27 protein-coding genes are annotated in these 22,018 nt (G+C 71.9%); 13 read left to right on the forward strand and 14 right to left on the reverse strand.

Annotated features, from left to right (window positions below; translation table 11 throughout):
- Positions 1-26: 26 nt before the first annotated feature.
- Positions 27-242 carry a hypothetical protein gene (locus tag ACZ6TI_RS40790; protein ID WP_465350631.1) on the forward strand — a complete coding sequence of 72 codons (216 nt, stop codon included), beginning with the start codon at positions 27-29 and terminating at the stop codon, positions 240-242.
- Here the strand turns inward: ACZ6TI_RS40790 and ACZ6TI_RS40795 are convergent.
- The 4 genes from ACZ6TI_RS40795 to ACZ6TI_RS40810 form a co-directional block, all read right to left on the reverse strand.
- Positions 229-1,407, reverse strand: a complete 1,179-nt coding sequence (locus ACZ6TI_RS40795) for a vWA domain-containing protein (protein ID WP_465350632.1) — start codon at positions 1,405-1,407, stop codon at positions 229-231. The two genes, ACZ6TI_RS40790 and ACZ6TI_RS40795, sit on opposite strands and share 14 nt — an antisense overlap.
- Complete coding sequence (locus tag ACZ6TI_RS40800) at positions 1,404-2,576, reverse strand: AAA family ATPase (RefSeq protein ID WP_465350633.1); 1,173 nt, start codon at positions 2,574-2,576, stop codon at positions 1,404-1,406. Before ACZ6TI_RS40800 ends, ACZ6TI_RS40795 begins: the two co-directional genes overlap by 4 nt.
- 44 nt (positions 2,577-2,620) lie before the next feature.
- Complete coding sequence (locus ACZ6TI_RS40805; RefSeq protein ID WP_465350634.1) at positions 2,621-3,871, reverse strand: hypothetical protein; 1,251 nt, start codon at positions 3,869-3,871, stop codon at positions 2,621-2,623.
- 111 nt (positions 3,872-3,982) lie between these two features.
- Positions 3,983-5,131, reverse strand: coding sequence for an acyltransferase family protein (locus ACZ6TI_RS40810; RefSeq protein ID WP_465350635.1), 1,149 nt, complete (start codon positions 5,129-5,131; stop codon positions 3,983-3,985).
- Positions 5,132-5,342: 211 nt separating this feature from the next.
- Between ACZ6TI_RS40810 and ACZ6TI_RS40815 the strand changes: the two genes are divergently transcribed.
- Positions 5,343-5,918 carry a permease-like cell division protein FtsX gene (locus ACZ6TI_RS40815; protein WP_465350636.1) on the forward strand — a complete coding sequence of 192 codons (576 nt, stop codon included), beginning with the start codon at positions 5,343-5,345 and terminating at the stop codon, positions 5,916-5,918.
- On the forward strand, positions 5,915-6,484 hold the full coding sequence (locus ACZ6TI_RS40820; protein ID WP_465350637.1) for a SigE family RNA polymerase sigma factor: 570 nt from the start codon (positions 5,915-5,917) through the stop codon (positions 6,482-6,484). Before ACZ6TI_RS40815 ends, ACZ6TI_RS40820 begins: the two co-directional genes overlap by 4 nt.
- Before the next feature lie 43 nt (positions 6,485-6,527).
- On the opposite strand, the gene ACZ6TI_RS40825 is transcribed toward ACZ6TI_RS40820, so the two are convergent.
- The 4 genes from ACZ6TI_RS40825 to ACZ6TI_RS40840 all read right to left on the reverse strand — a co-directional run bounded on the left by ACZ6TI_RS40825 (position 6,528) and on the right by ACZ6TI_RS40840 (position 9,283).
- The gene (locus tag ACZ6TI_RS40825; protein WP_465350638.1) at positions 6,528-7,337 is read right to left on the reverse strand and encodes an endo alpha-1,4 polygalactosaminidase; all 810 of its coding nucleotides are present in this window, start codon (positions 7,335-7,337) and stop codon (positions 6,528-6,530) included.
- A 175-nt stretch (positions 7,338-7,512) separates the two neighbouring features.
- The gene (locus ACZ6TI_RS40830; RefSeq protein WP_465350639.1) at positions 7,513-8,094 is read right to left on the reverse strand and encodes a DUF3618 domain-containing protein; all 582 of its coding nucleotides are present in this window, start codon (positions 8,092-8,094) and stop codon (positions 7,513-7,515) included.
- Entirely contained in the window at positions 8,070-8,492 is a 423-nt protein-coding gene (locus ACZ6TI_RS40835; RefSeq protein ID WP_465350640.1) for a phage holin family protein, read from the reverse strand. Before ACZ6TI_RS40835 ends, ACZ6TI_RS40830 begins: the two co-directional genes overlap by 25 nt.
- Positions 8,489-9,283: a hypothetical protein gene (locus tag ACZ6TI_RS40840; RefSeq protein ID WP_465350641.1), complete on the reverse strand. Its 795-nt coding sequence runs from the start codon at positions 9,281-9,283 to the stop codon at positions 8,489-8,491. Before ACZ6TI_RS40840 ends, ACZ6TI_RS40835 begins: the two co-directional genes overlap by 4 nt.
- 156 nt (positions 9,284-9,439) lie before the next feature.
- Between ACZ6TI_RS40840 and ACZ6TI_RS40845 the strand changes: the two genes are divergently transcribed.
- Both ACZ6TI_RS40845 and ACZ6TI_RS40850 read left to right on the forward strand, forming a co-directional pair.
- The gene (locus ACZ6TI_RS40845) at positions 9,440-9,622 is read left to right on the forward strand and encodes an antitoxin (protein WP_465350642.1); all 183 of its coding nucleotides are present in this window, start codon (positions 9,440-9,442) and stop codon (positions 9,620-9,622) included.
- Positions 9,623-9,753: 131 nt separating this feature from the next.
- Positions 9,754-10,650 carry an alpha/beta fold hydrolase gene (locus ACZ6TI_RS40850; protein WP_465350643.1) on the forward strand — a complete coding sequence of 299 codons (897 nt, stop codon included), beginning with the start codon at positions 9,754-9,756 and terminating at the stop codon, positions 10,648-10,650.
- Here ACZ6TI_RS40850 and ACZ6TI_RS40855 read toward each other — a convergent pair.
- The 3 genes from ACZ6TI_RS40855 to ACZ6TI_RS40865 are packed head-to-tail and all read right to left on the reverse strand — an operon-like array spanning position 10,637 to position 13,746.
- The gene (locus ACZ6TI_RS40855; RefSeq protein WP_465350644.1) at positions 10,637-12,265 is read right to left on the reverse strand and encodes a CotH kinase family protein; all 1,629 of its coding nucleotides are present in this window, start codon (positions 12,263-12,265) and stop codon (positions 10,637-10,639) included. The genes ACZ6TI_RS40850 and ACZ6TI_RS40855 overlap by 14 nt on opposite strands.
- A complete protein-coding gene (locus tag ACZ6TI_RS40860; protein WP_465350645.1) occupies positions 12,265-12,942 on the reverse strand; it encodes a DUF4956 domain-containing protein in 678 nt (225 codons plus the stop codon). The genes ACZ6TI_RS40855 and ACZ6TI_RS40860 overlap by 1 nt, the downstream gene beginning before the upstream one ends.
- A 3-nt stretch (positions 12,943-12,945) precedes the next feature.
- Positions 12,946-13,746 carry a VTC domain-containing protein gene (locus tag ACZ6TI_RS40865; protein ID WP_465350646.1) on the reverse strand — a complete coding sequence of 267 codons (801 nt, stop codon included), beginning with the start codon at positions 13,744-13,746 and terminating at the stop codon, positions 12,946-12,948.
- A 424-nt stretch (positions 13,747-14,170) separates the two neighbouring features.
- On the opposite strand from ACZ6TI_RS40865, the gene ACZ6TI_RS40870 reads away from it, so the two are divergent.
- Positions 14,171-15,340: a sensor histidine kinase gene (locus ACZ6TI_RS40870; RefSeq protein ID WP_465350647.1), complete on the forward strand. Its 1,170-nt coding sequence runs from the start codon at positions 14,171-14,173 to the stop codon at positions 15,338-15,340.
- Entirely contained in the window at positions 15,337-16,020 is a 684-nt protein-coding gene (locus ACZ6TI_RS40875; protein WP_465350648.1) for a response regulator, read from the forward strand. The genes ACZ6TI_RS40870 and ACZ6TI_RS40875 overlap by 4 nt, the downstream gene beginning before the upstream one ends.
- A 38-nt stretch (positions 16,021-16,058) precedes the next feature.
- Here the strand turns inward: ACZ6TI_RS40875 and ACZ6TI_RS40880 are convergent, their stop codons facing one another.
- Together ACZ6TI_RS40880 and ACZ6TI_RS40885 are read right to left on the reverse strand one after the other, a co-directional pair.
- Positions 16,059-16,811, reverse strand: coding sequence for a GAF and ANTAR domain-containing protein (locus ACZ6TI_RS40880; protein WP_465350649.1), 753 nt, complete (start codon positions 16,809-16,811; stop codon positions 16,059-16,061).
- Positions 16,808-17,521, reverse strand: coding sequence for a GAF and ANTAR domain-containing protein (locus ACZ6TI_RS40885; protein WP_465350650.1), 714 nt, complete (start codon positions 17,519-17,521; stop codon positions 16,808-16,810). The genes ACZ6TI_RS40880 and ACZ6TI_RS40885 overlap by 4 nt, the downstream gene beginning before the upstream one ends.
- 153 nt (positions 17,522-17,674) lie before the next feature.
- Between ACZ6TI_RS40885 and ACZ6TI_RS40890 the strand changes: the two genes are divergently transcribed.
- Both ACZ6TI_RS40890 and ACZ6TI_RS40895 read left to right on the forward strand, forming a co-directional pair.
- Positions 17,675-17,806, forward strand: coding sequence for a hypothetical protein (locus ACZ6TI_RS40890; protein ID WP_465350651.1), 132 nt, complete (start codon positions 17,675-17,677; stop codon positions 17,804-17,806).
- A 34-nt stretch (positions 17,807-17,840) separates the two neighbouring features.
- Positions 17,841-18,326, forward strand: a complete 486-nt coding sequence (locus tag ACZ6TI_RS40895; RefSeq protein WP_465350652.1) for a hypothetical protein — start codon at positions 17,841-17,843, stop codon at positions 18,324-18,326.
- Here ACZ6TI_RS40895 and ACZ6TI_RS40900 read toward each other — a convergent pair.
- Positions 18,323-18,499, reverse strand: coding sequence for a hypothetical protein (locus tag ACZ6TI_RS40900; protein ID WP_465350653.1), 177 nt, complete (start codon positions 18,497-18,499; stop codon positions 18,323-18,325). The genes ACZ6TI_RS40895 and ACZ6TI_RS40900 overlap by 4 nt on opposite strands.
- Before the next feature lie 144 nt (positions 18,500-18,643).
- Between ACZ6TI_RS40900 and ACZ6TI_RS40905 the strand changes: the two genes are divergently transcribed.
- Genes ACZ6TI_RS40905 through ACZ6TI_RS40920 form a run of 4 tightly spaced genes read left to right on the forward strand, consistent with a single transcriptional unit; the run spans position 18,644 to position 22,014 of the window.
- Positions 18,644-19,141 (forward strand): sigma-70 family RNA polymerase sigma factor, encoded by a 498-nt coding sequence (locus tag ACZ6TI_RS40905; protein WP_465350654.1) that lies wholly within the window; start codon positions 18,644-18,646, stop codon positions 19,139-19,141.
- A complete protein-coding gene (locus ACZ6TI_RS40910; protein ID WP_465350655.1) occupies positions 19,125-20,204 on the forward strand; it encodes a hypothetical protein in 1,080 nt (359 codons plus the stop codon). Before ACZ6TI_RS40905 ends, ACZ6TI_RS40910 begins: the two co-directional genes overlap by 17 nt.
- Complete coding sequence (locus tag ACZ6TI_RS40915) at positions 20,201-21,166, forward strand: ABC transporter ATP-binding protein (protein ID WP_465350656.1); 966 nt, start codon at positions 20,201-20,203, stop codon at positions 21,164-21,166. Before ACZ6TI_RS40910 ends, ACZ6TI_RS40915 begins: the two co-directional genes overlap by 4 nt.
- Positions 21,163-22,014, forward strand: coding sequence for an ABC transporter permease subunit (locus tag ACZ6TI_RS40920; protein ID WP_465350657.1), 852 nt, complete (start codon positions 21,163-21,165; stop codon positions 22,012-22,014). The genes ACZ6TI_RS40915 and ACZ6TI_RS40920 overlap by 4 nt, the downstream gene beginning before the upstream one ends.
- Positions 22,015-22,018: the final 4 nt, after the last annotated feature.

Below are 22,018 nucleotides of genomic sequence, written 5' to 3' on the forward strand. Positions count from 1 at the left end.
CTTGTCGTCTTCCAACGGAGGTCATCATGAACGGGAACAAGTGGGTGCGGCAGATCCACCGCTGGCTGGCAGTCTTCTTCACGGTGACGGTGATCGTCACCGCCGTCGCGCTGGCCCAGGAGGACCCGATCCTCTGGGTGTCCTATGTGCCCCTGCTCCCCTTGGCCCTGCTCTTCTTCACCGGCGCCTACCTCTTCGCGCTCCCCTATCTCGGCAAGCGGCGCGCGGCTAGCCGATCCTGACGACGCGGGCCCAGGATGGTGGGTGCTCGACGTCGCCCTCGCGGGGGAACAGGCCGACGACCGTGCGGCACGGCGGCGGGTTGGCCGGCCACGGCGTCTGGCCGTCGGTGAGCGCCACCACCACGTCCGGCCGCGGGTTGCCGCGCAGCGCCCGGTCGAAGCCCGCACGCAGATCCGTGCCGCCGCCACCGGTCAGCGTGATGCCCTCGGCCCGGCACAGCGGGTAGGCCACCCCGGCCGCCGCGTCGCACGAGATCACCGACACCAGGTCACGCCGGCCGCCCACGGCACGGGCGATCGCCGCCACCTCGAGCAGCGCGCCGCCGAGCTCTGCGTCGCTGACCGAGCCGGAGGTGTCGATCACCACGCACACCCGCGGCGGGCGCCGGCGCAGGCTGGGCAGGACCACCCCGGGCAGCGCCACCGACCGCCGGGCCGGCCGCCCGTACGTGTAATCGTCGCCCGCCCCACCGCCGGCCGCCGCCCGGACCGCGCCCCCGAGCAGCTCCCGCCACGGCTGCGGCGGATGGAAGACCTCGTCGGCCCACCGCTTCCAGCCGGCCGGCGCGTCCCCGGGCGCGCCGGTGAGCCCGCGCGCCACCCGGAACCGCACCGCATCTCGCTCCTCTTTGCTCAATCCGTGCGCGCCGCGCGGCCCGAGGTCCCACTCGCGGTCCAGGCCGTCGGCGCCACTGCCGCAGTCCAGCCAGGCCATCGTCTCGGTGAGGAAGCCCAGCCGGAACTCGCCCAGGTACTCCTCCATCAGCTTGCCCGGATGCAGCCGGAGGGTCTGCGGGCGGACCGCGCCGCGCGGCTGCTCCAGGCCGTCGCCGTACACGTCGTCATTGATCTCGGCGTCCGCGGCGATGTTCATCCGCAGTCGCTCGGCCGGGCCGGACAGCTCGTGCTTCGCCGCATAGCGGTCGCTGCGGCCGTGATGGTCGCGCAACAGGTGGGAGACCTCGTGCACGAGCACGCCGGCCAGCTCCCCCATCGGCAGTTCGTCCACAAAGGCCGGTGACACGTAGCACCGCCAATTCCGGTCGACAGCCATCGTGGGCACCCGCTTCGACTCGACCAGGTTCAGCGCGAAGAGGGCGGTCGCCAGATAGGGCCGCACCCGGGTCGCGTGCAGCCGCGCGGTGTAGAGCTTCTCGGTGTTCATCGGCCGGCGCCCGCGCGCTGGGAGAGCGCCACCGCCGAGGCGAGCCGGTCGATGGTCGCCGGGATCTGCCAGTCGTCCCGGCGCAGCGCGGCCAGGGTGGCGGCCGGCACCACCACCAGGTCCGGCGCGCCGGTGTCCAGCGCCCGCGCCAGCAGCGCCCAGGCCGCGTCCCAGCGGTCCTGGTCCGGGCGCTTGCGGACCGCCTCCACCACGCCGTCGAGCACGGTCTGCCGCAGATCGCCGCGCTCGGGCAGGACGGCGTTCGCCGGATCGGCCAGCAGGGTCTCGGGATCGGGCAGGTCCATCCGGTCGATCGCGGCGAGCAGTTCCAGCCCGGGACCGTCGCCGACGGTGCCACGCACCACCATGGACAGCACCTCGCGGGAGACGTCCGACACGGTGGCGAAGGCGACCAGCCGCAGGGCCATGTCCCAGCTGCGCGGCGACGGCCACGGGCCGCCGCGCCGCGATTCGCTGCCGGGCAGCTTGTGCACCAGCGCGGGGCGGGCGGTGAGGAAGTCGCACACGGCGCGCCGGGCGGTGGCCACCGAGGCGGTCAGCCGCGCCGGGTCGAGCCGCGGGAGGGTGGCGCGGGGCCAGGTGCCGGCCAGCCCGCGTACCACGGTTTCGGGGTTGAAGGTCCACTGCAGATGGACGAAACGGTTGGCCAGCGGCGCGCTGAGCTCCCAGCCGTCGGCCGCGGACGATCGCGGGTTGGCGGCCGCGACGATGCGTACGCCGGGCGGCAGGCTGAGCGCTCCGATCCGGCGTTCGAGCACCAGGCGCAGCAGAGCGGCCTGCACGGCGGGCGGCGCGGTGGACAACTCGTCCAGGAAGAGCAGCCCCCGGCCGGCCCGGACCAGGCGCACCGCCCAGTCCGGCGGCGCCATCGGCACGCCCTGCACCGCCGGATCGTCGCCGACCACCGGCAGCCCGGCGAAGTCACTCGGCTCGTGCACGCTCGCGATCACCGTGGTCAGCGGCAGGTCCAGCGACTTCGCGAGGTGGTGCAGCGCGGCGGTCTTGCCGATCCCCGGCTCACCCCAGAGCAGCACCGGCAGGTCGGCGCAGACGGCCAGGGACAGGGCTTCCAGCTGCGGGTCGGGACGCGGCTCGGTGGCCGTGTCGGTGAGCAGGGCGAGCAGGTCGGCGGCAACGGTCATCGTCATCTCGGGCATCACCTTTGCTTTCATCGGGGCATCACGGGACAGCTTCATCGAGGCATCGCGTGACGCGGGTGGGTTCGGGTCGTGCGGCGTGCTTCCTCGGGCCGGGGCGGCGGGCACCAGCCGGCGAACCCGTTGCGATAGAGGCCGTGGTCGACGCGGCGGTGCGCGGCCGCCTCGAGCTCGTCCCGCAGCGCGCCCTCGCGCGGCACCGCGCCGGGCCCGAGCAGCGCCTCGACCGCGGCCGCCGCACCCTCGGCGTCACCGTGGTCGAGCAGGCCGCGGACGTCGTCGAGGCATTCCGGATGGCGGTTGGCCCGGTCGATCGCGCGCAGGCAGGGCAACGGCGGTCCGCCCAGCGCGGCCAGCAGTTCCTCGCGGCGGATCTCCACCGGATCGTGGTCGAGCGGCGTCAGCCGGCCCTCGACCAGGCCGATCCGGTGCCGGGCCGCACGGCAGTCGATCTCGTTGTGGCCGCTCGTTTTCCGGGCGGGCCCCACCGCGCCGGGGGCCAGTGCCGCCGCCACCAGCGGGTGCAGATCGCCGGGGTCGATCAGCCCGGCCCGCAGCAGGTCCACGTCCGGCGGCCGCCAGGTCGCCGCGTCCGGCAGCACCGGACCACCACGCATGGCGGTGCCGGGTGTGCCGTCCGGCCGCACCCAGTGCCGGGCGCCGAGGCGGACCACCACGGTGGACTCATCGAGCCCGTCCGCGCGGGCCAGAATCGCCGCCTCGGCCGGCCAGCGGTCCGGTCCACCGCCGCGGTCCGGCAGCTCCGACGTGCGCCTCGCGTCCCAGAGATGGCGGTGCAGGTCGAGCCGGAAGCGGCGGTCCGCCGGTGTGCACCGGGGTAACGGCCCGCTGGCAGGTGATGCCCGCGGCGAGGGCGCGCCGGTCCCGGGCGACAGCGTGAGGCTGATCCGCTGCCCGGCCTCGGCCCACCCGGGCGCGGTCCGCGCGACCAGGTGCGGGCCGCCCGGATAACGCGCCAGCGTGGTGGTCAGGCCGGGCCGGAGCAGCCCGTCCGGCATGACTCGGGGCAGGTGCCACCGCAGCAGGTCGGGCGCGAGGTGGCGGAGATCGTCGCGCAGCCGCGCCGCGATCTCCAGACCATGGGTACGCCGCACGGCGCGCAGATCCAGGTCGGCATCGACACGTGCCGAGGCACACGCACCGGCCCAGTCGCCCACGCTGCGGCGGGCGGTCGCGGTGTCGATCATCGAGGGTGGCACGGCGAACGATCGCCCGCGCCGCAGGCAGAGGAGACGGTTTTCGTCGGTCGCGGCCGGTGAGCGCATCAGCACTCACCTGTGGCGAACGCGACCCCCGATCTGCACGAGAAGGTCTTCATCGCGGCCCAGAATACAAGATCGACACCACTCGCGTAAGAGCGGGAGAGCGGGAGAGCGTCAGAACCAGACCGGCCCGCACCACTCCGGCTGCACCTGGCGCGGGCGGCTGGCCGGCACCACGCTCCACGGCAGCAGCCGGAACGGCCGGCGCGCGGCGACGTCCTCGACCCAGCCGAAGAGCGCCACGAACACGGCCACCAACGCCAGCGTGAGGCCGACCGTGGCGACCGTCTCGAGCCACACGTCGATCTCGATGCCGGACCGGTCCCAGATCACGAAGCACAGCGTGATCGCGACGTTGTGCCACAGATAGATCGTCACCGCGCGCGCGTTGCAGAAGTTGACCAGCCCGTTCAGCGCCTTGCGCCGGTTCAGCCAGAGCATCTTCGGCGAGATCCGCATCAGCACCAGCGTGAAGCCGAGCGAGTAGATGCCATAGGCGAGCGGCGAGGTCGCCAGGTCGATCCCCTCCTCGCCGGGGTGCGTGAGCGTCCACACCGCGCCCGCGCCGACGCAGGCCAGCGCGATCGGGATCAGCACAGCGAAGCGGACCTTGCGCAGGTCGCCGGCCCGATGCGCGAAGCCGATCGCCCAGCACGACGCGAAGGTCAGCACGTCGGTCCCGGCCGACGCGACCCCGTCGCCCACCGGGAGCGTCAGGTTGTCCCAGGCCACCAGCAACACCAGCGGCGCGACGATGGTCAGCAGCCGGGCCCGCCGGTACATCTTGAGCAGCACCGGCGACAGCAGCACCAGCCACAGGTACGCGACCAGATACCAGAGCACGCCGGTGGCCGGCTCGGCCCACTCCGACGACGGCGGCTCGACCAGCGGCACCGCCCAGAGCAGGAACGTCGCCCAGCCGGGCTTCTGGGTCCAGCCGGCCCAGATCATCGCCGGGATCAGCACCACGGCGAACACCCACAGGCCTGGCAGCAGACGCCGCAGGCGGCCGGTGATCGCCTGCTCGGTGGACCGGGCGATGGAGCTCGCCATCAGCGAGCCGCCGAGCGCGAACATCACGCCCATCGACGGGAACAGCAGCGAGATCCAGCCGAACGAGAACAGGTGATAGGCCACGATCCGGATGATCGCCGCGGCCCGCAGCGCGTCGAAGTACCGATCGCGCGGGGGCTTTGCCGTCGTCTCGTCGCGCGTCGCGCTGGCGCCGTACAAACCGGACCGTTCGCCGCTCACCGATGTCATCGGGCCAGGCTAGAGAGCGACGAAGATCGTTCGTACGGTGTTGTCACCCGGGCGGGCGAGGCCGAACGTATCCAGAGAATTGACCGTGGGTGCCGCAACCGGCGCGGAACTTCAAGACCTAGACAAATGATCTGAGCGGGATGTGACGCGGCCGGGGGTCCAGGCAGTCATCAAGGGCGAGACACCCCGACCGCGAACCAGGGAGTGACCAGTGGACCGCACCATCTCGGCCTTGTTCGAACGAGCGCTGGAGGACGAGCCACCCGTGCCGCCGGGCAACCCGGCCCACGAGGCGATCACCGAAGGCTCGCGGCTGCGTCGCCGGCGGCGGGTGCTGGCGGGCGGCGCGGCGGCGGCCGGGGTGGTCGCGATCGCGTTCGCCGTGCTGGCCCTGTTCCCGGGCGTCCGGGGAGCGGACACTCCCGCGGCGGCGCCCGCGGGATGTGGCATCTCGGTCTTCCTGGGCGACGCCGCCACCGAGGCGGACCTCGTCGCCGTGCAGGAGACGCTCGACGCCGATCCGCAGGTCCGCGGATTCCGCTACGAGAGCAGCGAGGAGGCCTTCCAGCGGTTCAAGACCCTCTGGCGGGACAACCCGGATCTGGTCAAGGATGTGGCTCCGGACAGCCTGCCGCGCAGCTTCCGCGTGCAGCTCGACGCCGGCGCGGGACAGCCGGCGATCGCCGCGAAGGTCGCATCGATGCAGGGCGTCGAGGACGTCACGCGGGATCCGACCTGTGCCGACGTCGCGGGCAAGCCCGGCGTCGCGCCGAAGGAGGGCAAGTGACCGACGTCCTGTCCTCCGACGACGATGACGACAAGAGCCGCCTCCGCGCCCGGCGCTGGGGACGGGCCCGCCGGGCGGACCGGGACGCCGACTTCACCGCGTTCGTCACGTCCGTCGCGCCGGGGCTGCGCCGCACGGCCTATCTGATGTGCCGGGACTGGCACCTCGCCCAGGATCTGGTGCAGATCACGCTGGCCCGGATGTACTCGGTGTGGCCACGGATCTCGCGCACCGCGAACCTCACCGCGTACAGCCGGAAGGTCTTGATGAACGCGGTCTTCGACCAGCGCAGGCGGCGCAGTGACGGTGAGGTGGTCCTGGCCGATCTGCCGGACCGGCCGGGTGACCGCGGCGCGGGCGCCGAGGCCCACGTGGTGCTGCTCGCCGCGCTGGCCACCCTGCCGATGCGCGATCAGGCGATCGTGGTGCTGCGGCACTGGGAGGACCAGAGCGTGGAGACCGTCGCGGCGATCCTCGGCGTGACGGTCTCGGTGGTGAAGATGCAGAGCGCGCGCGCCCTGACCAGGCTGCGCGCCGAACTGGGAGAGGACTTCCGGGTCGGCTGAGCGCGGTGGCGCGGGTCGGGAACGGCCCGCGCCACCGATGAGCTCAGCAGGCGTCGTAGGGCCCGTTCGGGCGCACCGCCGTGTCGCGGCGGACCACCGACACCGCGGCGCCCACCGCCCGGCACGCGCGGGTGAAGCCGTTCGCGGTGTACTCGATCACGACCAGGTGGTTGCCGTAGAGGTCCTGGTAGTCACCGCACTCGTTGTAGCGGCCGCACTCCTCGACCACCGCGAAGTCCAGCCCGGCATCGCGCCCGGCCGCGCCGACCCCGCCGTCTCCGGGATCGCCGATCGCGTTCTTCTGCGCGATCGCCAGGCCCAGGCCGTGCGCGTGCTGCACCAGCAGCGAGACGTAGGCGATCGCGTCGGCGGCGTCGAGCAGGCCCTCGGACCGGCCGAACGAGTCCAGGTTGTCCGGCTCGATCGCCTGGTAGCCGTCCGCGGCGCAGCCGTCGATCCAGCCGTTCACGATCGCCGCGACCGCCTGCCGCTTGGCCGGGGTGCCGATGTCCAGCAGGATCTCGTTCCAGTCGCCGTCCACCACCTCGCGGCCGGCTGCGTCCTCGAGGGTCAGGTCGTGCTGGCGCCACATGTCGACCTCGGACTGGATCGGCTGCGTCTGGAACGCGTTGACGTAGCAGATGTTGTAGAGACCCGGGGCCGGGTCGTCCTCCCGGTCGCGGCTGACCACCGAGACGCCGGTCCGCGGCTGGTAGGCGCCGCCGATCTGATAGTCGAACTGGGCGTTCACCGTGGGCAGGACGACCGCGGCCGCCTCCGCCGGGGCCGGCGCGCCGGCGATCAGCAGGGCGGCCGCGAGCAGGCCTTTTCCGATGCGGGATGCGTTGATCACGTGCGTGACTCCGATGGGTCGGGGGATCTGCCCCGCCTCGGGCTCCGCGCGGAGGGTGCCCTGGCGACCTGGTGCCGGGCTGAAACCGGCTGGGCGTGATCGCGCCGTAAGACATCGAAGTCTATACATGCAAGCGGCCGGCCGCACCAGCGACCGGCCGCTCATCGAGGATCGGCTAGCGAGCGCCCTGCGCCGCCTGCTTCGTCTCCTGCGCGGCGCCCTGTGCGGACTCGCGCACCTGCTGCCGGGTGGTGTCCGCGGCGTCCTGCGCCGTCGACTTCACCTGACCCGCGGCTTCCTGCACGGTGCCGGAGAGATCGTCCTTCATCTCGCCGGCCACGTTCTTGACCCGGTCGGTCAGCTCGCCGGAGTTCTCCTTCACCTGGGATCCGACCCGCCGCTCGGCGTCGGTCACCGGGATCAGGGTGGCGGCCAGCAGTCCGGCGCCGAACGCGATCAGGCCGGCCGCCAGCGGATTGCCCTCCGTCTGCCGGGCGATCGTGTGCGGCGCCTCGCGGACCGAGTCGCCGACCTGGGACCCGACCTGCGATGCCTTGTCCTGCACCGTGCCGGCGGTGTCGGTGGCCGCCCGCTTGGCGTGCTCGGAACTACCCATCACTTTTTCCTTCACGCTCGTCCAGCGACGCTGCGCGACCCGCTTGGGGCTGGTCTTGTCGGCCAGCGCATCCACGTCGCGGGTCAGCGCGGCTCGGGTGTTCTCGATGTCCCGCCTCAGCCGGTCGGGTTCTTCAGCCATTTCGCGTCCTCCTTGAGGGTGTCGACGGTGCGGTGCGGAGTCGGGTCGACCGACTTGAGCTGCTTGCGGCCGGTCGAGTAGAGGACCGCGCCGACGATCGCCCAGAGCACCGCCACGATGAGGGCGGCCCAGCCCTCGTCCATCACGTTGGACAGGCCGAAGACCAGGGCGAAGCTCAGCAGCACGACGGCCAGGTAGCCGGCGAACCCGGCGCCGCCCAGCATGCCGGCGGCCTTGCCCGCCTTGGCCGTCTCCTGCTTGATCTCGGCCTTGGCCAGCTCGACCTCCTTGCGGAAGAGCTGGGTGATGTCGTCGCTGATGTTGCCGATCAGCTCGCCGACCGAGGTCTCGGACGTCTCGCCGGCCGCGCGGTGGTCGGCGGAGTGCGGGGCGGTCACGGCCGTGGCTCCGGACGGGACTCCGGCCGCTCGACCAGGTAGTCCTCCTCGACCACGACGGTCGGCGTGCCGGTGCCGGTGGACTGGTACTCGGTCGGCGTCGCGGACGTGGCGGGCTCCGGGGTGTAGATCGGGTCAGTGGCGGCGTAGCCCTGATCCGTGGTGGCGAAGGCCGGATCGGTGCTGGTGTAGGCCGGGTCGGCCGGGGCATAGCCCGGCTGGTACCCGGCGGCGGGATCCGGTGTGCTGGACACGAAGCTGTCGCTGTCCGGCTTGCCGGCATCCGGGTCCGCCTTGGCGACGCTCTTGCCGAGCCGGCCGACCACGAAGCCCGCGGCCAGCGCGGTGGCGAGGAAGGCGCCCGGCCGGCGGCGGGCGAAGTCCTGCACCTCGCGCAGCACGCCCTCGGGGCCGTTGCGGTCCAGGTAGTCGGCGAACTGCCGGCCACCCTCCGCGACCCGGGAGACCACGGTGGCGGCCGGCGAATCGGACCGGTCGCCGCGCATCTCGTCCAGTTGGTCGGCGGTCTGCCGGATGGTGCCGACCAGCTTGTCGTTCTGGCTGCGGGCCTGCTCGCCCACCCGCGAGCGGACGTCGGACGCCACCGAACGCGCCTGCGCCTTGGCCTCACCCGCAACACGCTGCGCCTGATCCTTGGCGGTGTCCTTCACGTCACCGGCGGCCTGGCCCGCCGCCTGGGTGCTCTGCTGTGCAACCTGCTTCGCCTTGTCGCCGGTCGATTGATCCGAGACGCCGGCGGGTGCCCGCGCACCGGTGGGGATGTCACTCATGTCGGCCTCCAGAGACCATCGTCGAACTACGTCAGTCCGCGGCGTACCCGCTCCGGGCGGCCGTATGCATGGTTGTTGTCGGGCAATCAACGTGGTCGCCCGGGTGTTTGGCCACCGTCCTCGGGGGAAGCGTGGAGGCGACCGAGAGGAGTCACCATGAGCTTCATGGACAAGGCCAAGGACACGGCCGACAAGCATGACGACAAGGTCGACCAGGGTCTGGAGAAGGCCGGCGACCAGGTCGACGAGCGCACCGGCAACAAGTACTCGTCGCAGCTGGACAAGGGCGTGGACCAGGCGCAGGAGCGCACCGGCACCGGCGACACCACGCAGCAGTGACGCTTCGGGCACGGCCCGGGTGAGTCAGTGCCGGGCCGTGTCCCGCAGCGAACCGTCGAGGGAACGCCGTCCACCGCGGCCCGGCGATAGTCCCGATGCGCGGCCACCGGCCGTCCGGCACCATGGTCGACATGGCGACCGCGCACGCGAACGGACTGAAGCTGGAGTACGACGAGCTGGGCGACCCCGGCGACCCGCCGATCGTGCTGATCATGGGGCTCGGCGCCCAGCTGATCGACTGGCCGCAGGAGTTCTGCGAGCAGCTCGCCGCTCGGGGGTACCGGGTGATCCGGTTCGACAACCGCGACGTCGGCCTCTCCGGCGGCCTGGACGAGCTCGGCCTGCCGGACATCCCGGCGATCTACGCGGGCGACCTGAGCTCGGTGCGCTACCGGCTCGCGGACATGGCCGCCGACGTGGCCGGCCTGCTCGACGCGCTGGACATCGACCGGGCGCACATCGTCGGGGTCTCCCTCGGCGGCATGATCGCCCAGCAGCTCACCCTCGACTCCCCCGGCCGGGTCCGCAGCCTCTGTTCGATCATGTCGACCACCGGCGACCCGGCGGTCGGCCTGCCCACGCCCGCGGCCGCCGCGGTGCTCGGCCGCCCGCCGGCCCCGGACCGCGAGATCGCGATCGCCAACGCGGTGCTGTCCGCCCGCACCATCGGCTCGCCCGGCTTCCCGGCCACCGACGACGAGTTGCTGCGCCGGGCCACCGCCAAGGTCGACCGGGCCTACCGCCCGGCGGGCACGGCCCGGCAGTTCGCGGCGGCGCTGGCCGGTCCGGACCGCACCGCGCGGCTGCGTGCGGTGACCACCCCGACGGTGATCATCCACGGCGCCGACGACCCGCTGATCAACGTCAGCGGCGGCGAGGCCACCGCCGCCGCGATCCCCGGCGCCGACCTGGTCGTGATCCCCGGCATGGGCCACGACCTGCCCCGCCCGGCCTGGACCCGGCTGGTGGACGCCATCGACCGCAACGCCCGCCGCGACCGGGACTGCGGCCGGCTCAGGAGCCGGTGATGACCTGGTTCTTGGCGAGATAGGTGGTGCGCTGCTGGATCAGGGTGCGCAGCTGCTCCGCCTCGGCGGCGCCGGCCTTCTGGTCGTAGCCGTCGACGGTGGCCAGTACGGCCAGCGCCGAGTCGAGCGCTCTGGTGCTGGTGCCGTTGCCGAAGGTCTGCTCGAACAGCCTGCGGTAGGCGTCGTCGTAGGTGCTCTTGAAGGCGGCGCTTGCCAGGAATCGCTCCTTGAGCTTGTTGCCGCCGAACCCACCACGGCCACGGCCGGCGCCGTCCGCACCGCCGGGCTGCTGCCCACCGGCGGGCGGCTGCAGGTCGGCGGGTGGTTCGAACCCGGGCGGTTGGAAGCCCTCCGGCGTCTGGCCTTGCCGGCCGCCGGGGAAGGGGCCGCCGCCCATGCTGACGGTCTGGTGCGGATCCTGTTCGGCGCTCCCGGTCAGGGCAAGGTTGTAGTCCCAGCCGATGACGCTGAACTTCTTGGTCGTCAGGTCGTACCAGAGGTAGTAGTTGCGGCCCGGCCCTGCCATGTCGTCAAAGTTGATCAATAGATTCTGTGCGGCGACGTAGCGGGCGAAGGAGGGCACGTCGACGTAGTCGCTGAGGTGCTTGTCGAACTCGGCGTCACTGCTGCCGTTGACCCAACGGATGAGATCGATGACGGGTTGCAGATCCTGGCTGCCCTTCTTGGTGACCTGGTCGAAGTCCTCGACGTAGTCGGTGGGGTCGTCGCCCTTGTCGGTGAAGCTGCCACTGGCGAGGCTCTTGTACAGCACCCCGTGTCCGCCGAGGCGGTCGGCGAAGTGCTCATCGGGGTGTTCGACGATGAGGCGCGCGGTCGTGGGGCGGTCATTGACGGTGAAGCCGGCGTACGCGTACCGCTGCACCGTCTCCCCGGCGGCGGCGAGCACGTTGAGCGATACCGCCTCGTTCATGACCGTCTTGCCGCCGCCCATGCCCGCGACGCGGACGGCGATCTCGCGGTGTCCCTGGTAACGGCGGCCTTCGACGAACTCGTCGAAGCGGATCAGCCAGGGCAGGGTCTCGGGCTCCTCGGCCTTGAGCCCGGAGCCGACGCCGCCCCGCGCGCGCCCTCCAAACATCTCACCGCCCGGCTGGTTCCCGCCTGCGGCATCCGGCGCGATTCCGTCGGCCGGCATCTGCGGCAAACCGCCAGGGCCCCCTTGCCCGCCGGGGTCGCCTGGCCCGCCCGGCCCCGTGCCGCGGGGCCGGGACTGACCGTTGCGGGTCAGCTGGCCCAGCGTGGAGTTGCCCTTGAGCCGGATGCCGACGCCGTCGATGGAGACGCCGTCGATGGTGAGGTCGGCCTCCAGGTATTCCTTCTCGTCCTCTTTCCAGAGCTTGTCCAGCACACTCTGGAAGTCGGCGTCGCGGAAAGTCAGCTTGATGCTGTGCCCGACGGTCGCGTCGAACAGGTCCCGGACGCCCTCGATGTTCTGGGTGACCTCGTCGCGGCCGTCGTCGCCGGCGCTGGTCACCAGGGGCGCCACCCGCATGGTGCTGAACACCATGGTGAAGGCGACCAGCACCCCGGCGCAGGTCGCCAGGAGTTTCCAGTAGTGCCGGATCCGGACCGGGATCCGGTGCCTGAGTGCCATCAGAGGTCGGTCTGGTCGTAGCCGGTCAGCACCGTGACCCGCTGCCCGCCGGTGCGCTCGCCGAGCGCGGTGATCAGCTCGCCCGGCTCGGCGCCCTTCTTCAGCCGCACCGTATACATGAGCTCGGTGAGCGCCCCGCCGCGGATCGACTCCATGCTGATCAGCTCGAACTCGCTGGTATGCGCAATGAGGACGTCCTGGATGTGCTCGGTGTAGTTGCCGTCCGGTGGCACCTGGACCTTGACCACCTGCCGCTGCACGTTGGAGGCGAACCAGTTGAAGCGGTACATCACCAGGATGATCAGGCTGATCACGACCGCGGCGATGATCGCCAGTGTGTAGAAGCGGGTGCCTGCCGCCATGCCGACGCCCATGACCAGGAAGATGAACCCGACGTCGCGGGTTTCCTTGATGGCGTTGCGGAAGCGGACCACCGAGAGCGCGCCGACCAGGGCGAACGCCCGGGCGATGTTGGAGCCCACCACCAGCATGATCAGCGCGATCAGCATGCCGAGGATGACCAGGGTCTGCACGTACGACTGGCTGTACGACACGTTGCGGTGGGTGAACCGATATACCCAGGCGATCATGGCGCTGAGGAGGAACGACAGCGAAAGGGCGATGGCGATGTCGCCGACGCTGAACGTACCGGAGAGATCTTGAATGTCGAACGGCATGGGTCAGGCCTCACTGAGGGCGGCGGCCGGCGTCGCGCCGGTCGGGCTGTCATCGGGGACGTGGAAGATCGAGCGCGGCGCGCGGCCGAACGCCTCCACGCTCTGGCAGTACTTGGAGACCCGGACCACCGACAGGCTCAGCTGCGCCGCCAGATCGGTGAGCCAGTAGGGGACGCGCTCGTTGGCCTTGAACTCGACCACCGACATCCGGGCGGGGACGATCAGTTTGTTCTCGGTGTCCGCGGCGAAGTGGAAGTCCCGGTCCCGGCCCCGGATGCGCTGGTCGAGGGTGACCCGCAGCCCGGTGTCCGCGTCGCGGCCGACGAACGCCTCGCGCAGATAGCCGGTCATCGCCACAGGGCGCAGATCCAGCGTCGTGATCAGCTCGAGAACCTCCTCGACGAAGGCCCGCTGCGATCGTTCGTGCTCGATCATGACGCGCCGGTCGCACAGGTCCTGGGCGAGTCGGTAGGGCACCGCGATCCGCCGCTTCTGGGTGATCCGGTTGACTCGCTGCTTGATCTCGACGTGCACCGTGCTGTCGTCACGCACGGCGAACCGATCACCGTAATGGCGGACGCGCAGTTTGCGCCGGAACTTCAGCCCCTCGATCTTCTCCCAGTAGAACCGCAGATCACGAGTGTCGTAATAGGTGCTCCACACCCCGTATCCGCCGCCGGCGCCATGGCTGTCGGTGTCGAGGCGGCGGCGCAGCTCGTCGCGCAGCTCGGGAATGCGCGTACTCGGCAGCAGGTATTTGATCTCGTAGCGGTTGAACTGATGCAGGGCGCTGGGAGCGCGCATCGCATGACCGGCGTGATCGTCATTTCGCCGGCTGCTCGAGCGGTCACCGGGCGGCGCCGTCTCGATCCCGGGTGCGGGTTCCGGCGGTGCCGGGCCACGACGGAACAACGGTCGCATGGCGAGCCAATCTGTCGACGCGATGGGGGACGAGAACCCAAGGGAAGGTGAACGGCAGGTGTACGCCGAGCACCCGCCCAACCATGGCGGACCGATTCCCGCGCCGCGTCGTCACTCCGTACTCATCTGTCCGGACGCGGAGTACTACAGAAGTGGTATTCGCTCCGGACCGGCGCTTTTCATAGGTCATTCATAGAGTCGAGGACTACCCTCGCCCGATTCCTACCACCCGTGTGGTAGGCCGACGGGAGCCGCCTACCACTGGGTGAGGACGCGTGAGGGGATCCAGACGCATAGCGTCGTTCCGGTGTTCACCCGAGTCGTGAGTGGGATGCGTCGCAACGCTGTGCGTCATCCGCTGCTGATCGACGCTGTTCTCGGCGGCCTGCTCACGGCGCCGGCCGTGGTGGCCGTGGCGAACGCCCATCACCCGGCCGGCCTTCCTCAGCCGGGCGGAGTCGGGTTCGGTGTGGCTGCTTGGATCGCGGTCGCCTGCCGGCGGCTGTGGCCGGTGCCGATGCTCGTCGTCACCGCCGTCGCCTCGGTGGCCTTGCCCCTGGCCACCGGATCCCAGCAACCGGCCCTGATGATCGCGCTGGTGGTCTGCGTGTACACGGTCGCGTCGGGTCTGGAACGGCGGCGCATCTGGCTGACGGCAACGGCCGTCGCTCTGCCGCTCTATCTGGCTGCGGCCTTCACATCGGACAGCAGCTGGTGGGCCCCGCAGAACCTCGGCGTGCTGGGCTTCATCGGTATGGCCGCGGCCGTCGGCGACGCCGGCCGCAGCCGGCAGGCCTACGTCGCCGAGATCGAGGAACGGGCCCGCCGAGCCGAGCAGACTCGCGAGGACGAGGCCCGCCGGCGCGTCGTCATGGAACGCATCCGCATCGCCCGAGAGCTGCATGACGTCGTCAGCCATCACATCGCGACCATCAGCGTCCAGGCCGGAGCCGCACGGCACGTCCTGCTTCAGCAACCCCAGGTTGCCGACACCGCGCTCGAACACATCCGACGGGCGTCCGACACCGTCCTGCGCGAGCTGGCCTCCGTCGTCGGTGTCCTGCGGCAGGCCGATGACGTCGACAACGAACCGATACCCGGCATGGCCCGGCTGCCCGACCTGCTCGGCACCGCCACCACCGCCGGCCTCCGCGTCGAACACCGAGAGCACGGGATTCCGCGAGAACTGCCCGCCGTGGTCGACCTCGCCGCGTACCGGATCCTCCAGGAGGCCTTGACGAACGCCCAGAAGTACGGCACCGGAGCCGTCTGCGTGACCACCGGATACACCGCCGACCAGGTGATTCTCGACGTGACCAACACGGTCGGCACGCCGGGCTCCGCCGGCGGATTCGGCCTGGTCGGCATGCGGGAGCGGGCAGCCGCCGCCGGGGGCACCCTGACTGTGGAACGCTGCGCCGACGGCAGGTTCCGGGTGCACGCCGTGCTGCCCGCCGCCGAGAAGGAACAACCGTGACCATCCGGGTCCTGCTGGCCGACGACCAGACGCTCATCCGCGCCGGATTCAAGGTCATCCTCGACAGCCAACCGGGCGTCGAGGTCGTGGGCGAGGCCCGCACCGGCGTCGAGGCCGTCGCGCTGGCCCGGACCACCCGCGCGGACGTGGTGCTGATGGACATCCGCATGCCGCAGATGGACGGCGTGGAGGCGACCCGCCGCATCGCTGCCGACGACGACCTCGCCGGCGTCCGCGTCCTCGTGCTCACCACCTTCGAGAACAGCGACAACGTCGTCCGGGCGCTGCGCGCGGGCGCGAGCGGCTTCCTCGGCAAGAACGTTGAACCCGCCGACCTGGTCCGGGCCGTGCAGACTGTCGCCGCTGGGGAGGCCCTGCTCTCCCCGCATGCCACCGGCGCACTGATCAGCCAGTTCCTGAGCCAGCCGGAGCTGGAGCCGCTGCCGGACGCGGAGCTCGATCAGATGGCCGCGCTCACCGAACGGGAACGCGAGGTTCTCGTCCTGGTGGCACACGGCATGTCCAACGAGGAGATCGCTGAACGACTCTATCTCTCACCGCTGACGGTCAGGACACACGTCTACCGCGCCATGACGAAACTCGGCGTCCGCGATCGTGCCCAGCTCGTCGTGATGGCGTACCAGCGCGGCGTCGTCCGCCCTGGCGAGCCGCTCCGCTGACGGGCCCGCCGGGCCTGCCTGGGAAGCGTGATCGACCCTCAAGAATCCGTGACCGACAGGCCCGGGAGGTTGCCGAAGTCGGTCACCACGGACTGCGCCACGTCGGTGAGCCGCATGTTGTGGCTGCGGGCATGAGTCCGGATGACGGTGAAGGCCTCGTCGACGCCGATCCCCATTGCCTGCGCGACCGCGCCCTTGGCCTGCTCGATCACGATCCGGCTGTTCAGCGCGCGCTGAAGTTGCTCGGTCAGGGCCTCGCCGTGGCTGATCGCGCGTTCCTGCAGCAGCCCGATGGCGGCCACGTCGGCCAGCGCCTGCACGATCGCCGCGTCCTGCTCGCCGAACGGCTCGCTGTCCGACTCCCGGAAGACGTTGAGCGCGCCGATCACCTGGTCGCGCAGCCGCAGCGGGAAGGCGTGCACCGAACGGAAGCCGGCCGCCACGGCGTGCGGCGCGAACATCGGCCACCGGTCGCTTGCCGCGGTCAGGTCAACGTTGATCACCGGCCGGCCGCTGAGAAACGTCTCCAGGCACGGCCCCTCGCGGTTCTGCAGCTGGAACAGCTCCACCAGCCGCACGTTGTCGTCCGAGCCCGCCACGAAGTCCAGCCGGCCGCGCTGATCGGCCAGCAGCAACCCGACGGCGGCGCCGTTCACCAGGCCGGCCACCCGGTCGGTGAGCAGGTGCAGGAAGTCGAGCAGATCGAACTCGTCGACGAGGGTGTCGGCGACCTCCACGAAGATCGTGGCCAGTCGCTCAGCCGAGACCGTGGTAATGGCGTCCTCCGTCATTGGTCCTCCTCGTCCAGTCGCAGGATCCGGTTCACGATGTCGTGGGCGACGTCGTCGAGCCGGCGGTTCTCGGCGAACGCATGGGCGCGGATGCGTACCAGCGCCTCGCCGATCGGAATGCCGGCCATCACCATCACCATGCCCTGTGCCTGGAACAGCTGGGCTCGGTGGGTGACCTCGGCGTCGAGCGCGCCGACCTGGCCGTCCAGCAGGGCCCCGACCGCCAGGTCCGCGAAGGCCAGCGCGGAGCCGGTCTGGTCGTCGGTCAGCGCGCCCGGCCGGTCCCGGACGGCGGTCAGCACCCCGAGCCGGGCCGCGCCGATCTGCAGCGGGAAGGCGAAGACGGCTCGCACCCCGGCGCCGTGCGCGGCCGGCGCGAACACCGGCCAGCGGGCCGCCGCCTGACCCATCAGGTCCGACGTGAGCACCGGGCGCCGCTCGCGCCAGGCGTCGACGCCCGGCCCCTCGCCGAGCACGGACTGCAGCTCCTCGACCCGCTCGCTGATCGGCTCCGAGGCCGCGGAGACGCCCCGGGCGCCGTCCTCGGTCAGCACGGTGACACCCGCGCCGACGACCGCCAGCTCGCGGGACATCGCCCGGCACACGCGCAGCAGCAGCGTGGTGGGAGCGCCATCGGTGTCCGGCTCGCTCGCGACGAGCCGCCGGACCCTCGCGGCGTGATCATCCGCATCATTCCCAGGCCTGATCATCGGGAGCGGCAACCTGGCTGCACGGCTCACCTCTCCAGAGAGCCGGCGTTCACCGGCACCCATAACCTACTCCACCACCCGGATCATCTCTTCTTCGCCGCTCCCGACCCGGGCGACCCAGCGGACCCGTCCGCCCCGGAGCCGCTGAGGTGAATGAGCGATGGCGCGCCGGTTCCCTACCTCACCGCCGCCGCCGACACCGACATTTACGCCGAGAAGACGCGCCACCTCCGGGCCGCGGCGACCCCGGGCCGGCACCAGCGGCTGGAGCCCGCCACCCGCTGATCCGGTAATTGCCCGGCGCATCGACAATGGACGGATGTCGGAGCAGACGCGCACCCCGGAGCAACCACCGGCTCGGCTGCTCCTCGTGCTGGGCGGCCCGCTGTTCGCGGGCGTTCTCGACTTCCTGCTGCTGATCGCCGTCTTTCTGGTGGTCGGCGCGATCGCACCCGGGGTGCTGGGCGACGCGGCCGAGCGCCCGGTGGCCTGGGCCGCGTGCATCAACCTGTTCGCCCTGCCGCTGCGGATGCTCTGGGTGGCGCTGATGCTGCGGTTCAGCGCCGATGAGCCGCCCGGCGACGCGGCCCGGGCCCGGCGGCACCGCACCTGGACGATCGTGCGGGACGTCACCGCCGACCTGGCGATCCTGGCCGCCGGCACCCTGCTCGTCGCCACCTACGTGCTCGATCCGGGGGACGCGCCGCTGCGGCAACTGGCCGCCGTCTCGGCCCTCGGCCCGCTGGCGCTCGTCCATCTCACCCGCGGGCTCTTCCGCCTGGCCCGCCGGGCCCTCGGACGCTAGTCGTCGTCGTCCCCGCCGTCGTCGTCATCGTCATCGTCCTGCTCGCCGCCCGGGCAGCCGGTCAGCCCCAGCAGCACCGCGGCGCCACCGCCGACCAGCAGCGCGCCACGCCCGAAGAAGGCCCGCCGGTCCAGCGTCGGAACAGGCTCGGTGTCGCTTCTCGTGTCCGTCATCCCGGCAGTCTGGCAGCGTAAGGCTTGATCGTGAAGACCCTGGCGGTGTGTCACATCGCGGGCCTCGGCGGTGCTTAATCAGATGTGACACAGGATGTGGAGCTCGTCCCGCCCCGGCGAGCCGCGCGGAAGGATGGCCAACGCGTGTCCGTCCGCGCCGACCTCGAAGCGGTGTTCCGCAGCAGCTACCCGCGGGTGGTCGCGGTCGCCGCCCGGGTGCTCGGCTCCCGGGACGAGGCCGAGGACGTCGCGCAGGAGGTCTTCCTGACCTTCGGGCGCTCCTCGGTGCCGGCCGGCGAGGCGCCGGCCTGGCTGAGCGTCGCCGCGGCGCACACCGCGCTCAACCATCTCCGCTCCGGCCGCCGCCGCGCCTCCCGCGAGGAGGCGGCCCGCACCGAACCGGCCGTCCATCCCGACATCGCCGACGCGGTGATCACTCTCGACGAGCGCCGCCGGGTGCGGGCCGCGCTGGCGCGGCTCCCGCATCGGCAGGCGGTGGCCCTGGTGCTGCGGCACAGCGGCCTCAGCTACGCCGAGGTGGCGGCCGCCGTCGACCTCTCCCCCGCCAGCGTGGGCACCACCGTGCGCCGCGCCGAGTCCGCCCTTCGCAAGGAGTTGAACCGTCATGCGTCATCCGACTGACGGCACACTGCGCCGGCTCCTGGACGAGCCGGCCGGGGTCGCCGACACCGACCGGGAGCACGTCGCCGGCTGCCCGGTCTGCCTCACCGGACTGGCCGCCGCCCAGCAGGATGCGGCCGCGACCGGCGCGGCTCTGGAGTTCGAGCTCGACCCGGACGTGGACGCGGCCTGGCAGCGCCTGTCGTCGCAGACCACCGCCGCCCCCGTGCCGGCCCGGCCGCGGGTGTCCGCCCGCCGCTGGCGCGCGGCGCTGCGCAGCCCGGTGATCGCGGGTGTCGCCGCGGTCGCGCTGCTGACCGGGGCCGGCGCGGCGGCGGCCGGTGACTGGTTCCAGATCTTCCGGACCGAGCAGATCGCCCCGATCATCATCGACCAGGCCGATCTCGTCGCACTGCCCGATCTGGACGCCTACGGGGATCTGGAGGTGACCACCGAGGCCGACGTCCGGCCGGTCGCCGGCGCGGATGCCGTACGGCAGGCCACCGGACTCACGGTTCCTCGGGTGGGCGATCTTCCGCGGGGCGTCACCGGCGAGCCCGCGTACCAGGTCGGCGGGCGGGCCAAGGCGGTGTTCACCTTCTCGGTCGAGAAGGCGGCGCGGACCGCGGCGGCGGCCGGCTCGACCCTGCCGGCGCCGCCGCCCGGCCTGGACGGCAGCCAGGTCAGCCTCTCCGCCGGTCCCGGCTTCGCGGCGATCTGGTCGGAGGCCCGCGGCGTGCCCGCGATGGTGGTGGCCCGCGTGGTGGCGCCCACCGCGGCCTACTCGTCCGGCCTGGACTTCGCGACCGCCCGCGACTACCTGCTCGCGCTGCCCGGGTTGCCGCCGCACGTCGCGGCGCAGCTGCGTGGCCTCACCGGCGAGATGACCACGCTGCCGCTGCCGGTGAACTCCGGGGAGCTGACCAGCGCGAGCGCCGACGTGCACGGGACGCCGGCCACGGTGCTCACCTCCCGGGACGGCGCGCTGGCCGGGGTGGTCTGGGTGGCGGACGGCGTGGTTACCGCGGTGGCCGGCTCGCTCAGCGCCGACGAGGTGCTGTCGGTGGCCCGGGAGCTGCGATGACCGCCGGCGCCGAGGCCGCGCAGCGGTTGCTCGCCGATCTCCCGCCCGCCGCGGCGGTGTGGTGCTCGGGCCTGCGCAAGCGCTATCGGAAGCGGACCGCGGTGGACGACGTCTCGTTCACGGTGGACCGCGGCGAGGTGGTGGGCCTGCTCGGGCCGAACGGCGCGGGCAAGACCACCGTCATCAAGATGCTGCTCGGGCTGGTGCGGCCGGACGCCGGGGAGGCGCTGCTGCTCGGCCGCCCGGCCGCCGATCCGCGGTCCCGCGCCCGGGTCGGCTATCTGCCCGAGCTCTTCCGCTATCAGCCATGGCTCACCGCGGCCGAGGTGCTGGGGCTGCACGTGCGGCTGGCCGGCGCCACGGTGCCGGCCGCCGAGCGCCGCGAGTGCCTGGCGCTGGTCGGCCTCGCGGACCGGGCCGGCGATCGGGTCGGCGGCTTCTCCAAGGGCATGCAGCAGCGCCTCGGGCTGGCCGTCGCGCTGGTCGCCCGGCCGGAGCTGATCGTGCTGGACGAGCCGACCAGCGCGCTGGACCCGCTGGGCCGCGCCGATGTCCGCGATCTGTTGCTGTCGCTCCGGGAGCGCCGGGTGGCGGTGCTGCTGAACTCGCACCTGATCGGCGAGGTCGAGCGGGTCTGCGACCGGGTGGTGATCCTCGATCAGGGCCGGGTAGCCGCGGCCGGCACGCTGCCGGAACTGCTCGGCCGGACCGAACTGCGGCTGCGGCTGGACGGGGTGGGCGCCGAGGCGGAGGCCCGGCTGGCCGAGACCGGCGCGCTGACCCGCGACGGCGACGGTTTCGTGGTGGCACTGCCCGCCGGACCCGACCCGGACGCGGTGCCGCGGCTGGTGGCCGATCTGGTCGCGCTCGGCGTGCGCGTGCATTCGGTGGAGCCGGGGCGGATCAGCCTCGAGGAGCGGTTGCTGGAAGTTCTGCGTACCCATGAAGGGGTGGACCGATGACGGCCCGGACCATCGTCGACGTCGCGGCGCTCACCTTGCAGGAGGCCGCGCGCCGGCGCGTGCTGCGCGCCCTCGGCGTGCTCACCTTCGTGCTGCTCGCGCTCAGCGCCTGGGGTTTCAACCTGCTGAACGACGAGTTCGGCACGCTGACCAGCGGTGAGGCCAAGGTGGCCGGGTCCTCGGTGCTCAATCTGGTGATGTTCGGGCTGAGCCTGATCTCGGCGCTGGGCACCGCGTTCCTGGCCGGGCCGACGCTGGCCGGCGAGGTCGAGTCGGGGATCGCGCTGGCGGTGCTGGCCCGGCCGGTGCGCCGGTCCACCGTGCTGGCCGGCAAGTGGCTGGGGCTGGTGGTGTTCGGCGGCGGATACATCGTGCTGGCCGGGCTCGCGCAGTGCCTGATCGTCCGGGTCACGGTCGGCTATTGGCCTCCGCAGGCGGCGGTCGGCCTGGCGCTGCTGGCGGCGCAGACGACGGTGCTGCTGACGCTGGCCCTGCTGCTGTCCACTGTGGTGTCGCCGATGGCGTCGGGCGTGGTGTCGGTCGGCCTCTTCGGCGCCACCTGGATCGCCGGTGTGGTCGGCGGCGCCGGCGAGGAACTGGGCAACGACAGCCTCGCGCAGGTCGGCGTGGTGTCCCGGATGCTGCTGCCGACCGACGGGCTCTGGCAGGGCGCGATGAACGCGTTTCAGGACCCGGGCCTGCTGGTGAGCCAGTTCGGTGAGCAGGTGAACGGTTCGCCGTTCCTGAGCACCGCCACGCTGACCTGGACCTACCTGCTGTGGACCGCGGTCTGGATCGCGCTGGCCCTGGGCCTGTCCGCGCTGTCCTTCCAGCGACGCGACCTGTGAGCGG

It is taken from the genome of Actinoplanes sp. NPDC051388 (genome assembly GCF_055586225.1).